This is a genomic window from Mesorhizobium sp. WSM4810 (genome assembly GCF_055811235.1).
Genome location: NZ_JBVVQV010000005.1, coordinates 19,863 through 38,688 on the forward strand (window position 1 = coordinate 19,863; position 18,826 = coordinate 38,688).

An 18,826-nucleotide genomic window follows, 5' to 3' on the forward strand; every position below is an offset into this window, starting at 1 on the left:
ACAGATGAAGAAGATACTCGTCCTGAGTGCCCTTGCAGCGATGCTCGCGTCAGGCGCAGCACTGGCCGACACCAGCGACAAGAAGATCGCCTTTTCCAACAATTATGCCGGCAATTCGTGGCGACAGGCGATGCTCGACAGCTATGCCATCGTCACCAAGAAGGCGGTCGCCGACGGGGTGGTCGCTGCCGCGGACATCTTCACGACGGCCGACAAGGAAGTGCCGACACAGGCGGCCCAGGTGCAGAACCTGATCCTGCAGGGCTATGACGCCATCGTCATCAACGCCGCCTCGCCGGACGCGCTCAACGGCGCCGTCAAGCAGGCCTGCGATGCCGGCATCGTCGTCGTCTCCTTCGACGGCATCGTCACCGAGCCCTGCGCCTACCGCGTCGTCGTCGACTTCAAGGACATGGGCAGGCAGGAAGTCGAGCAGATGGCCAAGTTCCATCCCGAGGGCGGCAATCTGCTGGAAATCCGCGGCCTTGCCGGCACGTCGATCGACGACGCCATCCACGCCGGGATTCTGGAGGGTGTCGCCGCCCATCCCGAGTTCAAGATCGTCGGTTCGGTGACCGGCGACTGGGACCAGACCACAGCACAGAAGGCGGTCGCGACGATCCTGCCGTCGCTGCCGGAGATCGTCGGCGTCGTCGATCAGGGCGGCGACGGCTATGGCGCGGCACAGGCCTTCGCCGCCGCCGGCAAACCGCGCCCGACCATCATCATGGGCAACCGCCAGGACGAATTGCAGTGGTGGAAGGAACAGAAGGACAAGGATGGCTACCAGACCTGGTCGGCGTCGATTGCGCCGGGCGTGTCGTCGCTGGCCTTCTGGGTGGCGCAGCAGGTGCTCGACGGCCGCACCGATGTGCCGCATGACCTGTTGGTGCCATACCTCGCCTTCACCCAAAATAATTTCGAGGCCGAGCTGCCGAACATCCCCAAGGGCGGCGTCGCCAGCCACGAATACACGCAGGAAGACGCCATCGCGGCGATCAAAGCCAACATCAAGTGAGCGTGGCACGTTGCCAGCTGCGTCGCCAACCGGATATCGCCAGGGATGCCTAGGGGTGACGCGGATATTGTCAGGCTGGACGGAGCCGAAAAACATTTCGGCGCCATTCGGGCGCTCGCCGGGGTGGATTTCCACGTCGGCGCCGGCGAATGCGTCGGTCTCGTCGGCCACAATGGCGCGGGCAAGTCGACGCTCATGCATATGGTGGCGGGCACGCTCGTGCCCGACAGCGGTCGGATCGCGGTGCGTGGCGGCATCGAGGATAACTATTCGGTGCCGCGCGCCCAACAACTTGGCATACGCTGCGTGTTCCAGGAACTGTCGCTGTGCCCGAACCTCAGCGTTGCCGAGAACACCCGAATCAACCACCCGGCGCTGCGCGGCCTCGGCTGGCGGCGCAAAGCGGCCGATCTGATCGCCGCCAAGCTCGACGAGATATTTCCGGGCCACAGCATCTCCGCCGCCGATATCGCCAGCGACCTTTCCATCGGCAGGCGGCAGATGGTCGAGGTGGCGCGCGCCTTCACGGTGACGCAGGATCCGCTCGAATTGGTCATCCTCGACGAGCCGACATCCTCGCTCGACGCGCACACGGCCGGCCAGTTGCTGGGTTTCGTCCGGCGCTTTGTCGCCGGGGCCAAGAGCTGCATTCTGATCTCGCATGTTCTGGGCGAGGTGCTCGGGAATGCCGACCGCATCGTGGTGATGCGCGACGGCAAGGTCGTCGCGTCGGATGCGGCTAAGGCTTTCGATCGCGGCAGGCTGGTGACGACCATGGGCGGAGCGGCAGCGCGTGAGAAGATCGCGGCCGAAATCGCGACCCAAAAGCCGGAGACCGGCCCGTTGCGGGTCCGGGCCCGCCCAGCGCGGCAACAGGACGGCAACGAACTTGTGGCGCATGCCGGCGAGATCATCGGCCTTGCCGGGCTTGCCGGTCATGGCCAAACCGATCTGCTGCTGGCGATTTTCGCAGCCGCGGCGCACACCAAAACCGGCATCGAGGTCACCGCGCCGGTGGCGCTGGTGGCCGGCGACCGCCAGTCTGACGGGATCTTTCCGCAATGGTCGATTGCGCAAAACATCGGCATCCGCTCGCTGGCGCGATTGCGCAACGGCCTGCTGATCTCGCCGCGGCGCGAAGCCGAACTCGCCGACTTCTGGCAAAAGAAAATCGGCATCCGCACCCCCGACATGAACAACAACATCTTCTCGCTGTCCGGCGGCAACCAGCAGAAGGCCCTGTTTGCCCGGGCGCTCGGTTCCGACGCCAGGATCGTGCTGATGGACGACCCGATGCGCGGCGTCGACATCGGCACCAAGCTCGAAGTCTACGACCTCGTGCGCGAAGAGGCTGGCCGCGGCCGCACCTTCCTCTGGTACACCACGGAAACCGAAGAGCTCGACAATTGCCACCACGTCTATGTCTTCAAGAACGGCCGGATCGTCGCCAAGCTTGGTCGCGACGAGCTGACCGAGGAAAAGATCATTCAGTCCTCGTTCGGCGACGCGGCCTGAGATGACGGCAGCACCCGTCGAGACCGGTCCCAAGAGTTCTTCCGAGCGAAGCGCGTTGGCGCGGGCGCGTCTGCTGCGCGGGCTGCTGCCAGCGATGTCGCTGATGCTGGTGCTGCTGGCGATCGCCTGGCTCAACCCGCGCGCCATCAGTTATTTCGGCTTCAGCCTGATGCTCAATTTGGCGGTCCCGATCGCCCTGGCCACGATCGCGCAGATGTTCGTCATCGCCGGCAACGAGCTGGACCTGTCGATCGGCACCTTCGTCGGTTTCGTCGGCTGCGTCACGGCGACATGGCTGAAGGAGGCGCCGCTGGTCGGTGTCTTGATCCTCCTCGGGTCGATCGGCGTCTATGCGCTGCTCGGCGCGCTGATCCATCTGCGCAACCTGCCTTCAATCGTGGTGACGCTCGGCATGAGTTTTGTCTGGCAGGGCCTCGCCATCCTCATCCTGCCGAAGCCCGGCGGCAAAGCACCGGACTGGCTGCTGTCGCTTATGGCCTTCAAACCGCCCTTCGTTCCGTTCCCGATCATTGCGGCGCTGCTGATCGCGGCGGTCGTTCATTTCGGGTTGATGCGCACCTCGTATGGCGTGATCCTGCGCGGCTCCGGCGGCAATGCCGCGGCCCTCAGCCGTGCCGGCTGGTCGCTGCTCAAGACCAAGATCGTGCTGTTCGCGTTGACCGGTCTGTTCGGCGTTTTGTCCGGCATGGCCCTGATCGGCATCACCACCTCGGCCGATGCCAATATCGGCAATGGCTACACGCTGCTTTCGATCGCCGGGGTCATCCTCGGCGGCGGCGAATTTGTCGGCGGCCGGGTATCGCCGATCGGCGCGGTAATCGGCGCGCTGACGCTGGCGCTCGCCGCCTCGCCGCTGCTGACCTTCATGCACATCCCGCCCGATTGGCAGGTGGCCGCCAACGGCGCCATCCTCATCATCGTGCTGGCGGCCCGGGTGCTGATCAGCCGCAGGGAGAGGTGAGGGGATGGCATCGATGCGATTGCTGCTCGCAAAACCCTGGATATGGTCCTTCATCGGTGCGCTGCTGGTGTGGCTGGCGACGATCACCTTCACCGGCGGATATGGCGGCGGCGGCATGATCACGGCGGCACTTTCGCTCGCCGTCTTCACCGTCATCGTCGGTGTCGGCCAGATGTTCGTGATCACGCTCGGTCCCGGCAATGTCGACCTGTCGCTGCCCGCCAATATCGGCCTCGCCAGCGCCGTCGCCATGAAGGTGATGGACGGCAATGATTCAATGATCGCGGTCGGGCTGCTGGCGGCGCTGGCCTGCGGCATGGCGATCGGCGCCGCCAATTATCTGTTGATCTGGGCGCTGCGCATTCCACCGATCATCGCCACACTGTCGGCGAGCTTCATCATCCAGTCGATCGACATCAGCTATGGCCGCGGCTTGCAGATCAAGCCGCCGCCGGGCTTTGCCAGTTTCACCAACTGGCAGATTCTTGGCATTCCGGTGCTGGCGATCCTCACCGTGCTGTTCTCCATCGGCGCTGCGATCGTGCTGCAGCGCATGATCTATGGCCGTTCGGTGCTGGCGATCGGCCAGAACATCCGCGCGGCGTGGCTGGCCGGCGTCAATGTCGGCCGCATCCGCTTTCTTACCTACACGCTGTCGGGCGCGCTCGGCGGCCTCGACGGGGCGCTGCTCGCCGGCTATTTCCGCGGCGCCAATGTCGATATCGGCAATGAGTACCTGCTGGCCTCGATCGCCGTCGTCGTCATCGGCGGCACGTCGGTAGCCGGCGGCAAGGCCAATGTGCCGGGTGTATGGGGCGCGGCCCTGTTCCTGGTGCTGCTTTTGACCATGCTCAACACGTTCGGCGTCAGCGCCGGCGTCCGTCTGTTGCTGACCGGGCTGATCATCGTCGGCGTCATCACTGCCGCCGGCGGGCAGAAAGCGCTGCGCTAGCAAGCGGGGGCCCTTGGCGGCGCTGACCTGTGTCATCTCATACGTGCTTGCGCCCGCCAGATTCGCGGAACCAGCTGTCGGGATAGGGATACCACCAGTCCTGGATCGCTGGCCTGTGGTCGATGATGACCATCTTCGAGCGGCGGAAGGCATCCAGCCCCTGGCGACCAAGTTCGCGGCCGAGGCCCGACGCCTTCCAGCCGCCGAACGGCAGTGCGTCGTTGTCGATCAGCGGATTGTTGACCCAGACCATCCCTGCCTCAAGCCGCTCCGCAGCCTCATGCGCCTCGGCAAGATCAGTGGTGAACACCGAGGCGCCGAGCCCGAACGGGCTGTCATTGGCAAGTTCTATCGCCTCGTCGAAATCCTTGACCCGGCAGATCGCGGCGACTGGCCCGAAACATTCTTCCCGCACGATCGCCATGTCGGGGGTGACGCCGGTCAGGATCGTCGGCTCGTAGAACCAGCCGACATTGTGCGCCGGCGGAATACGCCCGCCGGTGATCGCCTTGGCACCATTGCGCACGGCATCGTCGACCAGCCGCATGACTTTCGCCCGCGCCGCCTCGCTGACCAGCGGCCCGATCTCGGTCTTGTCGAGGCCGTTGCCGATGCGCAGCGCCCGTGTCTTCTGCGCAAACAGCTCGACAAAGCGGTCATGAACGGCATCGACGACGAAAAACCGTTCGGCCGAGGTGCAGACCTGGCCGGTGAGATGGAACGCGGCGGTGACGCTGCCGGCGGCCGCCACGTCGAGCGGGGCGTGTCGGCTGATGATCAGCGGATCGCTGCCGCCGGCCTCGATGACGCATGGCTTCATGCGCTCGGCGCAAGCGACGGCGACAGCCTTGCCGGCGGCGACCGAACCGGTGAAGGCAACCGCATGGGTGCGATCGGAGGCGATCAAAGCCTGCGCCGTGGCCGCCGCGCCGGGCAGGCAGGAAACCAGGCCCTCCGGCAGTGAGCGGAACACGGTCATGTAATCCAGCGTCGACAGTGTCGTCGCTTCGGCCGGCTTGATGACGCAGGCATTGCCGGCGGCAAGCGAGGCGGCAACTGTCCAGCACATCAACAGGATCGGGAAATTGTAGGGCATGATGTGCACAGACGTGCCGTAGGGCTCGTAGCGCGCATACTGGAACGAACCCGCCTGCGTCGTGCCGGCGATCTTGCCGGCATCGTCACGCGCCATCTCGGCGTAGTAGCGGAAGATCGGCGCGCAATTGGCGATCTCGCCGATTGCTTCCGGATAGGGCTTGCCCATCTCGCGCACCATAAGCTCGGCGCAGCGCGTGAAGTGGGCCGCCTCGATGGCGTTGGCGACTGCATGCAGATGCCCGGCGCGGCTCTTGGCGTCGAGCTTTTTCCAGGCAGCTTGCGCCCTGGCCGCAGCGGTGAGCACGGCGTCGATCTCGCCGTCGGTTGCAGTCGCGATGGCGCCGACGGTTTCCAGTGTCGCCGGATCGATCACCGGTTTTGCCCCGCCGGTCATCGGCCGATAATCCGGATTGACGAAGAAGGCCGGCCGGTCAGGTGAGAAGTCCATGGTCGTCCTTTCAAGCTGCTCAGCGGATCATGTAGACCTTCTTGATGGTCTCGTGGACGGTGCAGACGCCCTTCCAGTCCTGCGGAAAGAACGCCGCCGTGTCCGGTTCGATCTCGATCACCTCGCCGGATTCGTGGACATAGGTGCAGCGGCCCTCGAGGAAATGGCAGAATTCGTCGCGGGTAACGTGGCAGTGCCATTTGCCTGGGGTGCAGACCCACAGCCCGCATTCGGAGCGGCCTTCCGGCCGCTTGTGCAGCAATTTGCCGGAGGTGCGGGATTCGCCCTCGATCATGGTGGGGATGACGCCCCAGTCGACGAGGTCTGTAAGGGCGAGCGGCGATTTCATGATCGGTGTCGGCATGTCGTGAAGCTCCAGTGGCTGGCTTCAGGCCAGCATGTAAATGTTGCGGATGGTTTGGTGGACGGTACATTCGCCCGCCCAGCCGGCCGGGAACATGACCACCGTGGCGGCAGAGACTGCTATCACCTCGCCGTCGTCCGATCGGTAGGTCGCGCGGCCGGCAACGAAATGGCACAACTCGTCGCGCGGGATCGCCAGCCGCCAGCGGCCGGGCGTGCAGACCCAGATGCCGGATTCCGGCTGGTTGTTCGGCCCCTTGTGGACGAGCCTGCCGGTGGAGTGCGAAGCACCTTCCAGCGCATTGGGCTGTGCGCCCCAGTCGACGAGGTCGGTGCGGGTCGAGGCTTGGTGGAGATGTGGCACAGTGGAGGTCATGTGGGTGCTCCGCCGGCGCGATGCATGACTTCGCGATCGTCTCGCTCTACGGCGCCCCCCTCTGTCCTGCCGGACATCTCCCCCACGAGGGGGGAGATTGGCAGCTCTGGCGGCGGCACTCTTCTTGCGACATTTGTGATTGGCGAAATCAGTGATGACGGCCAATCTCCCCCCAAGTGGGGGAGATGTCCGGTAGGACAGAGGGGGGCGCGAAGGAACGCCATACCCATCCGCCCGGTCACAGCAGCTCCTCCAGCAGCCCGGCCGCCTTCTCCGGGCCGTTCTGCGATTGCATCTGGGCCGACGTCTTCGCCAGCTTGACCTTGATTGCCGGGTCGGTCAGGCAGGTTTCGATCTTGGCGATTAGCTCGGCGTCGCTCCAGTCGTAGCGCGGCATGCCGAAGCCGTGGCCGGTTTCCTCGACCCGCGTCGCGTTGTCGTGGCCATCCCAGACATAGGGCATGATGATCGCCGGCTTGCCGAAGTAGAGACACTCGGTGAACGAGTTGTTGCCGCCATGGTGGATAACCGCGTCGACCTGCGGGATCACCGAGGGCTGCGGAAACCAGCTCTCGACGATGACATTGCCGGGCACTTGCGCGTATTGGTCCTTGTAGCCGCCGACATTGACCAGCGCCCGGTAGCGAGTCTCGGCCAGCGTCGCGATGATGCGCTTCAAGAGATCGACATCGCCGGCGCCAAGGCTGCCGAACGAGACGTAGAGCAGCGGCCCGTCATTATTCTCAGCAAAGGTCGGCACGGTGTAGGGCTTCTCCTGCCGCACGCAGCCTTCCAGATACTGGAATTTTGCCGGGTCGAGCGGATGGCGGCGCTTGAACTTTGCCGCCTCGGGATAAAGCAGCAGGTTGAGGTAAGGCGAGGCCTCGAAGAATTGGCCGATCGGATACGGCGCTTCGTTGTTGGCTTTCAAAAACGTATTGAAGTCGTCATGGATCGGCTTGATTGCCGCGTTGAAATGGTCGCGGTAGCGCTGATGGCAGGCGTGGTCGTTCTCGCCGCAGCCGGACAGATGCGGAGGGATGTCCTCGTCCTCGATCTCGTTTTCCGAGCAGGAGATGACGCGCACCCATGGCTTGCCATACTGCTTGATCGCCGGGAACAGGATGACGTTGTCTACGCAGATGACGTCGGGCTTGATCGTCGCAAGCACGCCGGGCAGGTCCTTCTCAGCCCATTTGGCGCTGTCGACGATCGCCGTCCAGCAGTCCTTCACGTAATTGTCGACCTGGTCGTAGGGCGATTTGCGGAAATTCGGGATGTGGCCGTTGATGAAGTCTTCCCAGAACTTGGCCATCTGCTCGGGCGGCATCGGCTCGGACAGGTTCACCGGATGCGCCTCGAAGCCGTAGCCCTTGTAGACGTCGACGAAGCCGGGGTCCGACAGGAACACCGCTCTGTGGCCGCGCGCCTCGACCGCCTGGGCGATACCGACGGAGTTGAGCGCCGGGCCGTAGGCCGCTTCCGGAAAAAACGCGATGGTCTTCTGCGCCATGAAAGTTCTCCTTCAATCAATCTGCGAAAATTCTGACGTCGGCGGCATCCCAGCCGAGTTCGACCGCATCGCCCGACGCGACCGGGCGGCGGTCGGCGGCGTCGGCGGTGACGCGCACCAGGAACGGTTTTTGTGACAGAGCGGTGCGGACATGCAGCTGCAGGTCCAGCCCGTGATAGGCGAGCGCCTCGACGATGCCGGCAACACGGTTGGCCGTCTCTGGCGGCGGGAACAGCCGGATGCGCTCGGGCCGCACCGAAGCGACCGCCGCAGCGCCGGGCGAAAGTATTTCGGGAACCATGCCTGATATCCGCGCACCATTGGCTGCCAGCACGCCATCGTTGGCGGCTTTGCCCGGCACGAAATTCATGACGCCAATGAAGTCGGCGACGAAACGGTCGGCCGGATGTTCGTAGACCGCATGCGGCGTGTCGCATTGCAGCAGCTTGCCGTCCCTCAGCACCGCCATGCGGTCGGCCATAACGAGCGATTCCTCCTGGTCATGGGTGACGATGACGAAGGTGATGCCGACTTCGTGCTGCAGCCGCTTCAGCTCCAGTTGCATGGCGCCGCGCAATTTCTTGTCGAGCGCACCGAGCGGCTCGTCGAGCAGCAGCAGCCGCGGCCGCTTGACCAGCGCCCGGGCAAGCGCGACGCGCTGCTTCTGGCCGCCCGACAATTGCTCCGGCTTGCGGTCGGCGAAGGCGACAAGCTCGGTCGTCGCCAGGATGGCGTCGACGCGGGAGCAGATTTCGTTTGCCGGCAAGCGCTCCATTTCAAGGCCGTAGGAAACATTGGCCCGGACGCTCATATGCGGAAACAGCGCGTAGGACTGGAACATCAGGTTGACCGGCCGCCTGTTGGGCGGGGTTTTGGCGATGTCGCGGCCGTCGAGCAGGATGCGCCCCTCATTGGGCGTCTCGAAACCGGCCAGCATGCGCAGCAGCGTGGTCTTGCCGCAGCCGGAAGGTCCGAGCAAGGCGAAGAACTCGTTCTCGCGGATATCGAGCGAGATGCCGTCGACGGCCGTCACCCGGCCGAAGTTCTTCGACACCTTGTCGATCGCCAGCAGCGTGCGGGGCTCGCTCATTGGCCGATGACTCCGCGGTTGAGCCGCTGCGACAGGGTTAGCGCGGTGATTGAGACCGCCATGACGATGGTCGCCAATGCATTGATCTCCGGCGTGATGCCGAAGCGGATCATCGAATAGATCTGCATCGGCAGCGTAGTCGAGGCGCGGCCGGCGCCGGCGGTGAAGAAGGCGATGATGAACTCGTCGACCGAAAGGGTGAAGGCGAGCAGCGCGCCGGCGACGACCGCAGGCAGGATGACCGGCAATGTCACCCGCCTGAAGGTGGTGAGCGCGGAAGCGCCGAGATCGGCGGAGGCCTCGACGATCGACCAGTCGAAGCTTTTTAGCCGCGCGCGCACCACCGAGCAGACGAAGGCGAGGTTGAAGACGACATGGGCGAGGATGATGGTGTGCAGGCCGAGCGTGAAATCGAGCATAGAAAAGAAGCTGAGCAGCGCCACCGCCAGCACGATGTCGGGAATGATCATCGGCGCAAAGATCAGCGCCTCGAGGCCGCTTCCGTACTGCCGGCGCATTTCGACGCCGATGGCCAGCAAGGTGCCGAGCAGCGTGGCGATGGCTGTCGAGACCAGCGCCACGATCAGCGTGTTGAGGGCGGCGGAAAGGATCGCGGCGTTTCCGGCGAGCGAGGCATACCATTTCAGCGAAAAGCCCGACCAGACGGTCGGCAGCCCGCCTTGGTTGAACGACAGCGCCACCAGTACGGCGATCGGAACGTAGAGGAAGGCGAAGACGAGCGTCAGCACGAGCCAGAGCGTACGCCGTGTGGCGGGCGAGCGCTCAGTCATCGGCGCCTCCTTTCGCTTCGGCGATACGGCCCGCGGCGCGATCGGCAGCCAGGGCCTGCGCCGTCAGCACCAAAAGCATGATGGCGATCAGCGCCATCGCCAGCGCTGCGCCGAACGGCCAGTCATTGGCGGTCAGGAACTGGTCGTAGACAAGATTGCCGATCATCTGGAAGCGGCCGCCGCCGAGCAGTGCCGGCGTGACGAAATTGCCGATCGACAGCACGAAGACGAAAACCGCCCCGGCGGCGATGCCCGGCACCGTCAGCGGCAGTATAACCCGGCGAAATGTGGTCATGGCCGAAGCGCCGAGATCGCGCGAGGCCTCGGCCAGCTCCGGATTGAGCCGAGACAGCGGCGCGTAGCAGGCGAGGATGACGAAAGGCAGGTAATTGTAGACCAGACCGGCGATGACGGCGCCTTCGGTATAGAGCATCGACGGCGGCTCGCCGGTATAGCCGAACCAGCGCAAGAGCTGGGTGATCAGGCCTTCGCGGTTGAGCAGCACGATCCATGCATAGGTGCGGATCAGGTAATTGGACCAGAAAGGCAAGACGGCGAAGAACAGGAACACCGGCTGCCACCGGCGCGGTGCTGCCGCGATCGCATAGGCGGCGGCATAGCCGATCACCACCGCGATCAGCGTTGCCGTGCCGGCGATGCGCGCCGAATTGAGGAAGATGCCGGCATAGAGCGGGTCGAGCACCAGCCCGAAATTCTCCAGCGTGAAGCTGTATTCGATGCCGCCATAAATGCCGCGCCGGAAGAAGGCGAGCGCCAGCACCAGCGCGCATGGCACCACCATCAAGGCGGTGAGCCAGGCCAGCGCCGGCGCCATCAGCAAGGAGGAGCGAGAAGGTGTGAACGATCTCATGTCGCACCCTCCTCTGGCCTTGAGGCCATCTCAAAAGCATCGAAATTGTGTTTGGACAAGCGCCCCCTCACCCGGATTGCCAACCGAATTGCGAAGGGCAATTCGGGGCAATCCGACCTCTCTCCGAGGGGAGAGGAGGTCGCCGACCTTGGCGTCAGCCTCTTCTCCCCAGCGGGGAGAAGGTGGCCGCGAAGCGGCCGGATGAGGGGGTGCTGCGCCGGAGATTGGCGAGCGGCTGCAATCCAGCCGATCTCCCCCCTTGAGGGGGAGATGGCCGGCAGGCCAGAGGGGGGCGTGAAGGAACGCAAGCCTGATTCCAGATGCCGAAACTACTGCGCCGCCTTGATCTCGCTGACGATCTTCGAATAGTCGCGCTGGGCGTCGCCGACGTCGCGCAACTGCTCGAACTTGACCAGTTCGGCCACAGGCATGTTCATATTTGGGAATTTGGCGAGGAAATCCGCCGGCAGGCTTTCCATAGCCGGCTTGTTCGGCACCTTGTAATCGATGTTCTGAGCCGCCCAGGCGTGGTTCTTGGCGTCCAGCATGAAGTTGATGAACTGGAAGGCGGCGTCCTTGTTGGCCGATGCCTTCATCACCACCATCGTATCGACCCACAGGTCCGAGCCTTCCTTGGGTATGGTGTATTTAATCTGCGGATTCTCGGCGATGCCATAGTTGCACCAGCCATCCCATGCCTGCACCATCAGCGCCTCGCCCGAAACCAGCTTCGAATAGAAGGTGGTGTCGTCATAGGCGAGCAAGGTCTTCTTGGCCGAGATCAGCAGGTCCTTGACCTCGGCGAGCTTGGCCGGATCGGTTTCGTTGACCGAATAGCCCTTGGCGAGCTGCCCGGCGGCAAGCAGCCAGCGGTCGGTCGCCAGCATCGTGGTCTTGCCCTTGAGCGCCTCGGACGGGGCGAGAAGATCGTTCCAGCTGGCCGGCTCGGTCTTCACCAGATCCGAGCGGTAGCAGAGGCCGGTTGTGCCCCAGGTGTAAGGCACGGAAAAATTGTTGCCGACATCGTGCGGCAGCTTGGCCGCCTCAGGATAGAGATTGGCGAGATTGGGGATCTTGGCGTGGTCGATCGTCTCGATCAGGCCGAGATTGTTCAGCACTTCTGCGAACGGCGAGGAAACGAAGACCACGTCATAGCCCTTGCCGCCCGAAGCAACGAGCTTGCCCATGATCTCCTCATTGGTGGCGTGAACGACGACCTCGCCGGAAACGCCGGTCGCTGCTTTGAAGGCGGCCATGGCGTCCGGCGCCATGTAGCCGTCCCAGTTGGAAATGACGAGATCGGCGGGGGCCGCCGGCGCCGACAGCGCCATAGCGAGGCCAAGCGCGATCGCGGAAGTTTTTAACGAACGGTGCCGCAGGGTGGTGGCGGTCATGACAGACTCCCATTCTGGTTGATCGTCGAATTCAATCAATCGTCGGACCAGCGCTTGCGACCATGCCGCCGCTTCGATCCTGTTCCCCGGTCTTTTTATTGCCGATTGAACCCACAGTACTATTGCAGAAAAAAGTACGTCAATCCATAATTTGGAAAATCGCCGCGAAGTCCAGCCGATCGCGCCCGCAAGGGCAGTTGGTAAAACCGCAGCGGTCGAGCCCGTTCACGAGAAACGCCATGCAAGCCGTTGCCAGACGCCCGCGCACCAATCATCTTGATCTCGCGCAGCGCATTCTCGATGTAGCCCGGCAGCGCGGCTTCGAGGCCGGCGCCCATCTCCCGGAACAGCAGATCGCCTCGCTCTGCAACGTCTCGCGGACCCCGGTGCGGGCCGCGCTGCGCCTGCTCACCGAAAAAGGCGTCGTGCGATGGGAAGCCGAATCCGGCTATCGGCTGGCCGTTGACCTCACCAAGCAGGCGACGCTTGCCACTGACCTGCCAAGCGCCGAGGAGGACGAACTCGCGGAGATGATCCTGCGCGATCGGTCGGCACGTCGGTTGGATCAGACTGTGACCATCGGCGCGTTGATGCGGCGCTACAGTGCCGAACGAAGGACAGTACTAAAAGCGCTAAAGAAACTGACAGACGAAAATCTTCTGGATCGCGCACCGGGACAGTCCTGGCTGTTCAGGCGAGCGCCAGACGATCCGGAGGCACAAGGGGAAAGCTATGAGTTCCGCCTGATGCTGGAACCCGCCGCCATTCTGGCGCCTGGCTTTCGGCTGGACGGGACCCGCGCGGCAGCGTTGCGCCAGGGCATGGAGGCGCTGCTGGCGCTGCCCGACGCCACATTCGATATCAGAGAGTTCCAGCGGCTGGACATCGACTTTCACGGCCTAATCGCCGGCGGCTCCAGCAACCGGTTCGTCGCCGACGCGCTGTCGGACCATCTCAGGCTGCGCCGGCTGCCGGGGACCTATGCCGGCGTCAACGTCTTCCGGCTGAAGCAATCGCTGCGCGAGCACCTGACCATACTCGACCAACTGGAAAGCCGGCAGTATGAGGTTGCAGCCGATCTGCTTCGCGTCCATCTGCGATTGTCCCGCAGCCAGCGACCGCAGGCGGCCAGTCGCGGCGCCCCCGCGTTGTTCGGCATGATCAGCCGGCCGGATTGACGAGGACCACGAGAACAGTGACGCGCAAAACCAGCCCGACTATCGCGTTGTTTCCCGAAGCGAGCTTCGGTGCCGCGCTCAATTGCGTCGGCATCGCGCAGGCCTTGCGCGCAAGGGGTGCGCGGCCGGTGTTTATCTGTCACGCCGGCTTTTCCGGCGTGTTCGCCGACTACGGGTTTCAGGAATACCAGTTGCCGACCGACGATCCGCTGACCGACAGCGAACGCCAGAGCTATTGGCAGGCCTTCGTGCGCCGGCATCTGCCGCATTTCAGGCTGAGCCCGATCGACCAGCTCGAAACCTACGTCGCCCCGACCTGGCAAGCGATCGTCGACACCGCGGTCAATGCCGAGGCGCCGCTGCGCAAATTGCTGACCCGGTTGAAGCCGGACGCCGTGGTGCTCGACAACGTCGTCATGTTTCCAGCACTTGCTGCCGCCGGTTGCCCATGGGTGCGCGTCGTCTCCTGCGCCGAGACCGAGCTGCCCGACGCCGATGTACCGCCCTATCTGTCCGGTCTCGCCGCCGACGACCCCGGTCGCGCGGCCTTCGAGGCGCGCTACCTGGCAGCCGTCGCTCCGGCACATGACCGGTTCAACCGGCTTCGGACCGACGCCGGCCTTGCGCCCTTGCCGGAGGGGCTTTTTCTCGAAGCTTCGCCCGATCTCAATCTGCTGCTGACCCCAACCATCGTGCGCAGGCAGCGCGCCGAGCCGCTCGACCCGGCCCGCTTCGTCTATCTCGAAGGCTGCGTCCGTTCGGAAGGGCCGTTCGACGTGCCGGTCTTTCCACGCAATGACGGGCCGCTGGTCTATCTCAGCTTCGGCAGCCTGGGCGCGATGGATGTCGGGCTGATCGAGCGCATGCTCGCCGTGTTCGACCGGCTTCCGGCCCGCTTCATCGTCAATGTCGGCGGTCTGCGCGACAGCTATCGCGCGGTTCCGGACAATGTCTATCTCGACGCCTGGTTTCCGCAACCGTCGGTTGTCGCCAAGTCCGATCTCTTCATCCATCACGGCGGCAACAACAGCTTTTGCGAAGCGCTGCGTTTCGGCGTGCCGTCGCTGATCATGCCCTATTGCTGGGACGGGCACGACAATGCGCAACGCGCCGAGGAAACCGGCGTCGGCCGCTACCTCAGCCGCGATGGCTGGAGCGACGACGAACTGGAACAGGCTATCCTTGGCCTAATGGCCGACGGCGAGATGCGCTTTCGCCTCAAGGAGAATGCGGCCACCATGGCGCGGGCGCCGGGAACTGACGCCGCCGCCGAAGCCATTCTCGCCCTCGCAAGGACGTGACCTGATGCTCAACACCACGACAACGGATGCACCGCAAATGACCCCGACGGACGATCCGAAGCGATGGCTGGAGCAGCAGGGGATCAGGGAAGTCGAGTGCCTGGTGCCGGACGTGAACGGCGTGTTGCGCGGCAAGGCGTTGCCAACGGCCAAGTTCCTGAAGTCGCTCGAAGACCGCGCGCTCTACCTGCCGAGCAGCGCCTTCCTGGTCTGCATAGACGGCCGCTATTCCGGTTCCAACGACGAGGGCTTCGCCTATCAGGATCCCGACATGCGGATGGTGCCGGATGTCGCGACGCTCTGCCTTGCGCCCGGCGCTGGAGCTGAAAAGGCCTATGTCTTCACCGATGCGTTTCACATGGACGACCGGCCGTGGATGGCCTCGCCACGTCATGTGTTGAGGGCCGTGCTCGATCTCTATCACCAGCGCGGCTGGCGGGCAGTGGTGGCGCCGGAGCTCGAATTCTACCTGACCGCGCCCAATCCCGATCCCGATCGGCCGTTGATCGCGCCGGTCGGGCGCAATGGCCGCTCCGAAACCGTGCAGCACCCCTATGACATGGCGGCGCTGGAGGAATTCGAGCCGGTGATCCAGCGGCTCTACGACTATGCCGCAAAGGCCGGGCTGCCGCTCGATACGCTGATCCACGAGTCAGGCACGGCGCAGCTGGAGATCAATTTCCTGCATGGCGACGCGCTGCCGCTGGCCGACAAGGTGCTGCTGTTCAAGCGGATGACGCGCCGGGCCGCGCAGGATAATGGCATGCATGCGACCTTCATGGCCAAGCCGATCGCCGCACAAGCCGGCAGCTCCATGCATCTCCACATGTCGGTCATCGACGAGGCCGGGAATACGCTGTTCGCCGGGCGTGACGATGCCGACACCGAGATGTTCGGGCATTTCATCGGCGGCCTGCAGAAATACATTCCGGAGGTGATGCCGCTGTTTGCGCCGAACGTGAATTCGTTCCGCCGCATCCGGCCGAACCACAGCGCCCCCGCCAACATCGAGTGGTCGCATGACAATCGCTCCTGCGGCCTGCGCGTGCCGGCCGGTGGGCGGGCCGCGCGGCGGGTGGAAAACCGGCTGCCCGGCGCCGATGCCAACCCCTATCTGGCGATGGCCGGCTCGCTGCTCTGCGGCTATCTCGGCGTCGAGGAAAAGCTCTCGCGTTCGCCCGAGGCATCGGGCAACGCCTATCGCAGCAAGAGCACGCTGCCGAAAACCATGGAGGAGGCGCTCGACCGTTTCGCCGCCTGCAGTCCGGTTCGGGACCTGCTCGGCGAGGATTTCGTCCAGACCTATTTGCGCGTCAAAAGCGTCGAGCTCGACCTGTTCCAGAGCGTCGTCACCAGTTGGGAACGCGACCACCTGCTGCTCAAGGTCTGATGATGGGCTTCAATTCCGGACTGGACATCGGCAAATCCTACTATGTCGCGACCGCCAATCCGGCGCATGATCATCCGGCGCTGCAGGGCGACGTCGACGTCGATCTGGTGGTGGTCGGCGGCGGCTGCACCGGACTGTCCGCAGCCCTTCATGCGGCCGAGCGCGGGCTGAAGGTGGTTCTCCTCGAAGGCGGCAAGATCGGCTGGGGGGCGTCGGGGCGCAATGGCGGCCAGATCATCCCCGGCCTGCGCAAGGGCGCCAAGGGCCTGGTTAAATTTTATGGGCCCGAACGGGCGCGGGCGCTTTTCGCTCTCGCCCTCGAGGCGCGCGGGCTGGTGCTCGACCTGATCGAGCGCCATGCCATCGATTGCGACCTCCGGCTCACCGGCCATCTGGCCGGTGCGGTCAACGGCTCCGACCTGCGCGACCTCGAGGAAGAGGCCGAGTGCCTTGCCAGCGTGATGAACTTTCATGACGTCGAGATGCTGTCGGCGGCGCAGGCGCGTGAAATGGTGAACACACCCTATCACGGCGCCATGTACGAGAAGCTCGGCGGCCATATGCATCCGCTGAACTACACGCTGGGTCTTGCCCGCGCCACGGCAGCGGCAGGCGTCACCATCCACGAGAATTCGGTAGCGCTGCGGCTGGAGCGGAAACCTTCCGTCCGGGTTTCCACGGCCAAGGGCTCGGTCCGGGCCAGACATGTTGTGTTGGCCGGCGACGCCCTGCTTCAGGGGCTCGAACCGCGCGTCAACAGCCGCATCATGCCGGTCGGCAATTACATCATCGCCACCGAGCCGCTGGACGACACCAGCGACGTCATCCCAAGCAACGCCGCCGTTTCCGACACACGCTTCGTCGTCAACTACTACCGGCTGTCGGCGGACGGCCGCCTGCTGTTCGGCGGTGGCGAGCGCTACACGCCGTCGCCGCCCGCCGACATTGCCGGCTTCGTGCGGCCGCATATGGAAAAGACCTTTCCGCAATTGCGCGGCCGCCGCATCGATCATGCCTGGGGCGGGCTGGTCTCGGTGACGACGTCGCGCCTGCCGGATGTCGGCCACTATGGCGAAGTCTATTTTGCGCATGGCTATTCCGGCAAGGGCGTGATCCTGTCGACGCTGTCGGGAAAGCTGCTTGCCGAGGCGATCACCGGCGATGCGTCGCGGCTCGATCTGTTCTCGACGCTGAAGCCAATGCCGTTTCCCGGCGGTACCGCCCTGCGCGGCCCGCTCTATGTGCTCGGCATGCTCTGGTACGCCATGCGCGATCGCATCAAGCATTGAGCAAGCAATCCACTGCCGCCGTGGTCTTGCGAGGAGGGCAGCCGGCTGCAGCTTCCCGACAAATTTGACCATGTGGACAAAGGTCGGATGCCGTTCCATAGTTCCCTCGCCTGATATCCAAAGAAACAGCCGGCTCGACACGGCGCCAATCAGAGGGGCATGCAATGGAAAACGGGAAGAGCAAAATCCAATCGAAACGCGGAGGGCTTTCGCGACGCGATTTGCTGGAACTCGGCGCGCTCGGCCTGGCGGCAACCATGCTGCCGGGCCAGGTCTTGGCGCAGGACAAGAAGCTGAAGGTGGCGGCGATCTTCGCCACGCCGACCGAGGAGCCATGGGTCCACCAGATCCATGTCGCCCTGCAGAGGGCCGAGAAGGAACTCGGCATCGAATACAAATGGTCGGAGAAGGTGCAGACGGCCGATTTCAGCCGTGTGATGCGCGAATATGCGCAAGGCGGCTATGAGCTAGTGCTGGGCGATGCGTTCGCTGCCGAACGCGAATCCCGCCGCACCGCCAGGCAGTTTCCGAAGGTCGCCTTCCTGTTCGGCTCCGGCGCCGGGCCGGCCGAGCCGAATTTCGCTGTCTTCGACAATTGGATCCACGAGCCCGCCTATCTCTCCGGCCTGATCGCCGGAAAGATGTCGAAATCAGGCACGATCGGCGCCGTTGCGGCGATGGGCATTCCGGAAGTGAACCGGCTGGTCAATGCCTTCTTTGCCGGCGCCCGCGAGGTCAATCCTGACATCAAGAGGAAGGTCGCATTCATCGGCTCTTTCTTCGACCCGCCAAAGGCCAAGGAAGCGGCTATCGCCCAGATCGACGCCGGCGTCGACGTGATCTATGCCGAACGTTTCGGCGTCATCGAAGCGGCAGTCGAGAGGAAGATCCTCGCCATCTCCAACATGTCCGACCAGTCCAACCTCGGCCCGGACACGGTGATCACCGGCCCGGTCTGGGACATGTATCCGACGGTCGAGCATGCGATCAAACTGGTCAAGGCCGGCGTCTTCACCGCGCAGGACTATGGCGATTTCTCGCGCATGGCCAAGGGCGGCTCCTTTCTGGCGCCCTACCACAAATTCGACAAGACGCTGCCCGCCGACGTCAAGGAGCTGGTCGAGAAGAAGAAGGCCGAAATCCTCGACGGCAATTTCCGTGTCGTCGTCGACGAGAACACGCCGGTTTCGGATTGAGCGGCGCAGCCCTCCCCTTGAGGGGAGGGTGCCGAGCGAAGCGAGGCGGGTGGGGTCACCT

The 18,826-nt window shown here is 64.1% G+C and carries 17 protein-coding genes; 9 read left to right on the plus strand and 8 right to left on the minus strand.

Annotated elements, in window-relative coordinates; genetic code table 11:
* The first annotated feature begins 4 nt into the window (after positions 1-4).
* The 4 genes from AC0L3O_RS09145 to AC0L3O_RS09160 are packed head-to-tail and all read left to right on the plus strand — an operon-like array spanning position 5 to position 4,467.
* Positions 5-1,018: a substrate-binding domain-containing protein gene (locus AC0L3O_RS09145; RefSeq protein WP_473536442.1), complete on the plus strand. Its 1,014-nt coding sequence runs from the start codon at positions 5-7 to the stop codon at positions 1,016-1,018.
* Between the two features lie 45 nt (positions 1,019-1,063).
* Positions 1,064-2,533 carry an ATP-binding cassette domain-containing protein gene (locus AC0L3O_RS09150; RefSeq protein WP_473615412.1) on the plus strand — a complete coding sequence of 490 codons (1,470 nt, stop codon included), beginning with the start codon at positions 1,064-1,066 and terminating at the stop codon, positions 2,531-2,533.
* Between the two features lies 1 nt (position 2,534).
* Complete coding sequence (locus AC0L3O_RS09155) at positions 2,535-3,515, plus strand: ABC transporter permease (RefSeq protein WP_473536440.1); 981 nt, start codon at positions 2,535-2,537, stop codon at positions 3,513-3,515.
* A gap of 4 nt (positions 3,516-3,519) precedes the next feature.
* Entirely contained in the window at positions 3,520-4,467 is a 948-nt protein-coding gene (locus AC0L3O_RS09160; RefSeq protein WP_473536439.1) for an ABC transporter permease, read from the plus strand.
* Positions 4,468-4,504: 37 nt separating this feature from the next.
* Here the strand turns inward: AC0L3O_RS09160 and AC0L3O_RS09165 are convergent, their stop codons facing one another.
* The 8 genes from AC0L3O_RS09165 to AC0L3O_RS09200 all read right to left on the minus strand — a co-directional run bounded on the left by AC0L3O_RS09165 (position 4,505) and on the right by AC0L3O_RS09200 (position 12,411).
* Complete coding sequence (locus AC0L3O_RS09165) at positions 4,505-6,013, minus strand: aldehyde dehydrogenase family protein (protein ID WP_473615414.1); 1,509 nt, start codon at positions 6,011-6,013, stop codon at positions 4,505-4,507.
* A gap of 19 nt (positions 6,014-6,032) precedes the next feature.
* Complete coding sequence (locus tag AC0L3O_RS09170; protein ID WP_473536437.1) at positions 6,033-6,377, minus strand: cupin domain-containing protein; 345 nt, start codon at positions 6,375-6,377, stop codon at positions 6,033-6,035.
* Between the two features lie 24 nt (positions 6,378-6,401).
* On the minus strand, positions 6,402-6,752 hold the full coding sequence (locus AC0L3O_RS09175; RefSeq protein WP_473536436.1) for a cupin domain-containing protein: 351 nt from the start codon (positions 6,750-6,752) through the stop codon (positions 6,402-6,404).
* A gap of 238 nt (positions 6,753-6,990) precedes the next feature.
* Entirely contained in the window at positions 6,991-8,265 is a 1,275-nt protein-coding gene (locus AC0L3O_RS09180) for a glycosyltransferase (RefSeq protein ID WP_473615415.1), read from the minus strand.
* A gap of 16 nt (positions 8,266-8,281) precedes the next feature.
* Positions 8,282-9,355, minus strand: coding sequence for an ABC transporter ATP-binding protein (locus AC0L3O_RS09185; RefSeq protein WP_128173662.1), 1,074 nt, complete (start codon positions 9,353-9,355; stop codon positions 8,282-8,284).
* Positions 9,352-10,146 carry an ABC transporter permease gene (locus AC0L3O_RS09190; RefSeq protein ID WP_473536434.1) on the minus strand — a complete coding sequence of 265 codons (795 nt, stop codon included), beginning with the start codon at positions 10,144-10,146 and terminating at the stop codon, positions 9,352-9,354. Before AC0L3O_RS09190 ends, AC0L3O_RS09185 begins: the two co-directional genes overlap by 4 nt.
* Complete coding sequence (locus tag AC0L3O_RS09195; protein WP_036269997.1) at positions 10,139-10,981, minus strand: ABC transporter permease; 843 nt, start codon at positions 10,979-10,981, stop codon at positions 10,139-10,141. Before AC0L3O_RS09195 ends, AC0L3O_RS09190 begins: the two co-directional genes overlap by 8 nt.
* Positions 10,982-11,346: 365 nt before the next feature.
* Positions 11,347-12,411, minus strand: coding sequence for a polyamine ABC transporter substrate-binding protein (locus AC0L3O_RS09200; RefSeq protein WP_473536433.1), 1,065 nt, complete (start codon positions 12,409-12,411; stop codon positions 11,347-11,349).
* Positions 12,412-12,650: 239 nt separating this feature from the next.
* On the opposite strand from AC0L3O_RS09200, the gene AC0L3O_RS09205 reads away from it, so the two are divergent.
* From AC0L3O_RS09205 to AC0L3O_RS09225, 5 genes are all read left to right on the plus strand, one after another.
* Positions 12,651-13,589 (plus strand): GntR family transcriptional regulator, encoded by a 939-nt coding sequence (locus AC0L3O_RS09205; RefSeq protein WP_473536432.1) that lies wholly within the window; start codon positions 12,651-12,653, stop codon positions 13,587-13,589.
* A gap of 17 nt (positions 13,590-13,606) precedes the next feature.
* Positions 13,607-14,890: a glycosyltransferase gene (locus AC0L3O_RS09210; protein ID WP_128173658.1), complete on the plus strand. Its 1,284-nt coding sequence runs from the start codon at positions 13,607-13,609 to the stop codon at positions 14,888-14,890.
* A 37-nt stretch (positions 14,891-14,927) separates the two neighbouring features.
* Positions 14,928-16,280, plus strand: a complete 1,353-nt coding sequence (locus AC0L3O_RS09215) for a glutamine synthetase family protein (RefSeq protein ID WP_128173657.1) — start codon at positions 14,928-14,930, stop codon at positions 16,278-16,280.
* Positions 16,280-17,569: an NAD(P)/FAD-dependent oxidoreductase gene (locus AC0L3O_RS09220; RefSeq protein WP_473615417.1), complete on the plus strand. Its 1,290-nt coding sequence runs from the start codon at positions 16,280-16,282 to the stop codon at positions 17,567-17,569. Before AC0L3O_RS09215 ends, AC0L3O_RS09220 begins: the two co-directional genes overlap by 1 nt.
* Positions 17,570-17,733: 164 nt before the next feature.
* Complete coding sequence (locus tag AC0L3O_RS09225; protein ID WP_473615418.1) at positions 17,734-18,765, plus strand: BMP family protein; 1,032 nt, start codon at positions 17,734-17,736, stop codon at positions 18,763-18,765.
* The last annotated feature ends 61 nt before the right edge of the window (positions 18,766-18,826 follow it).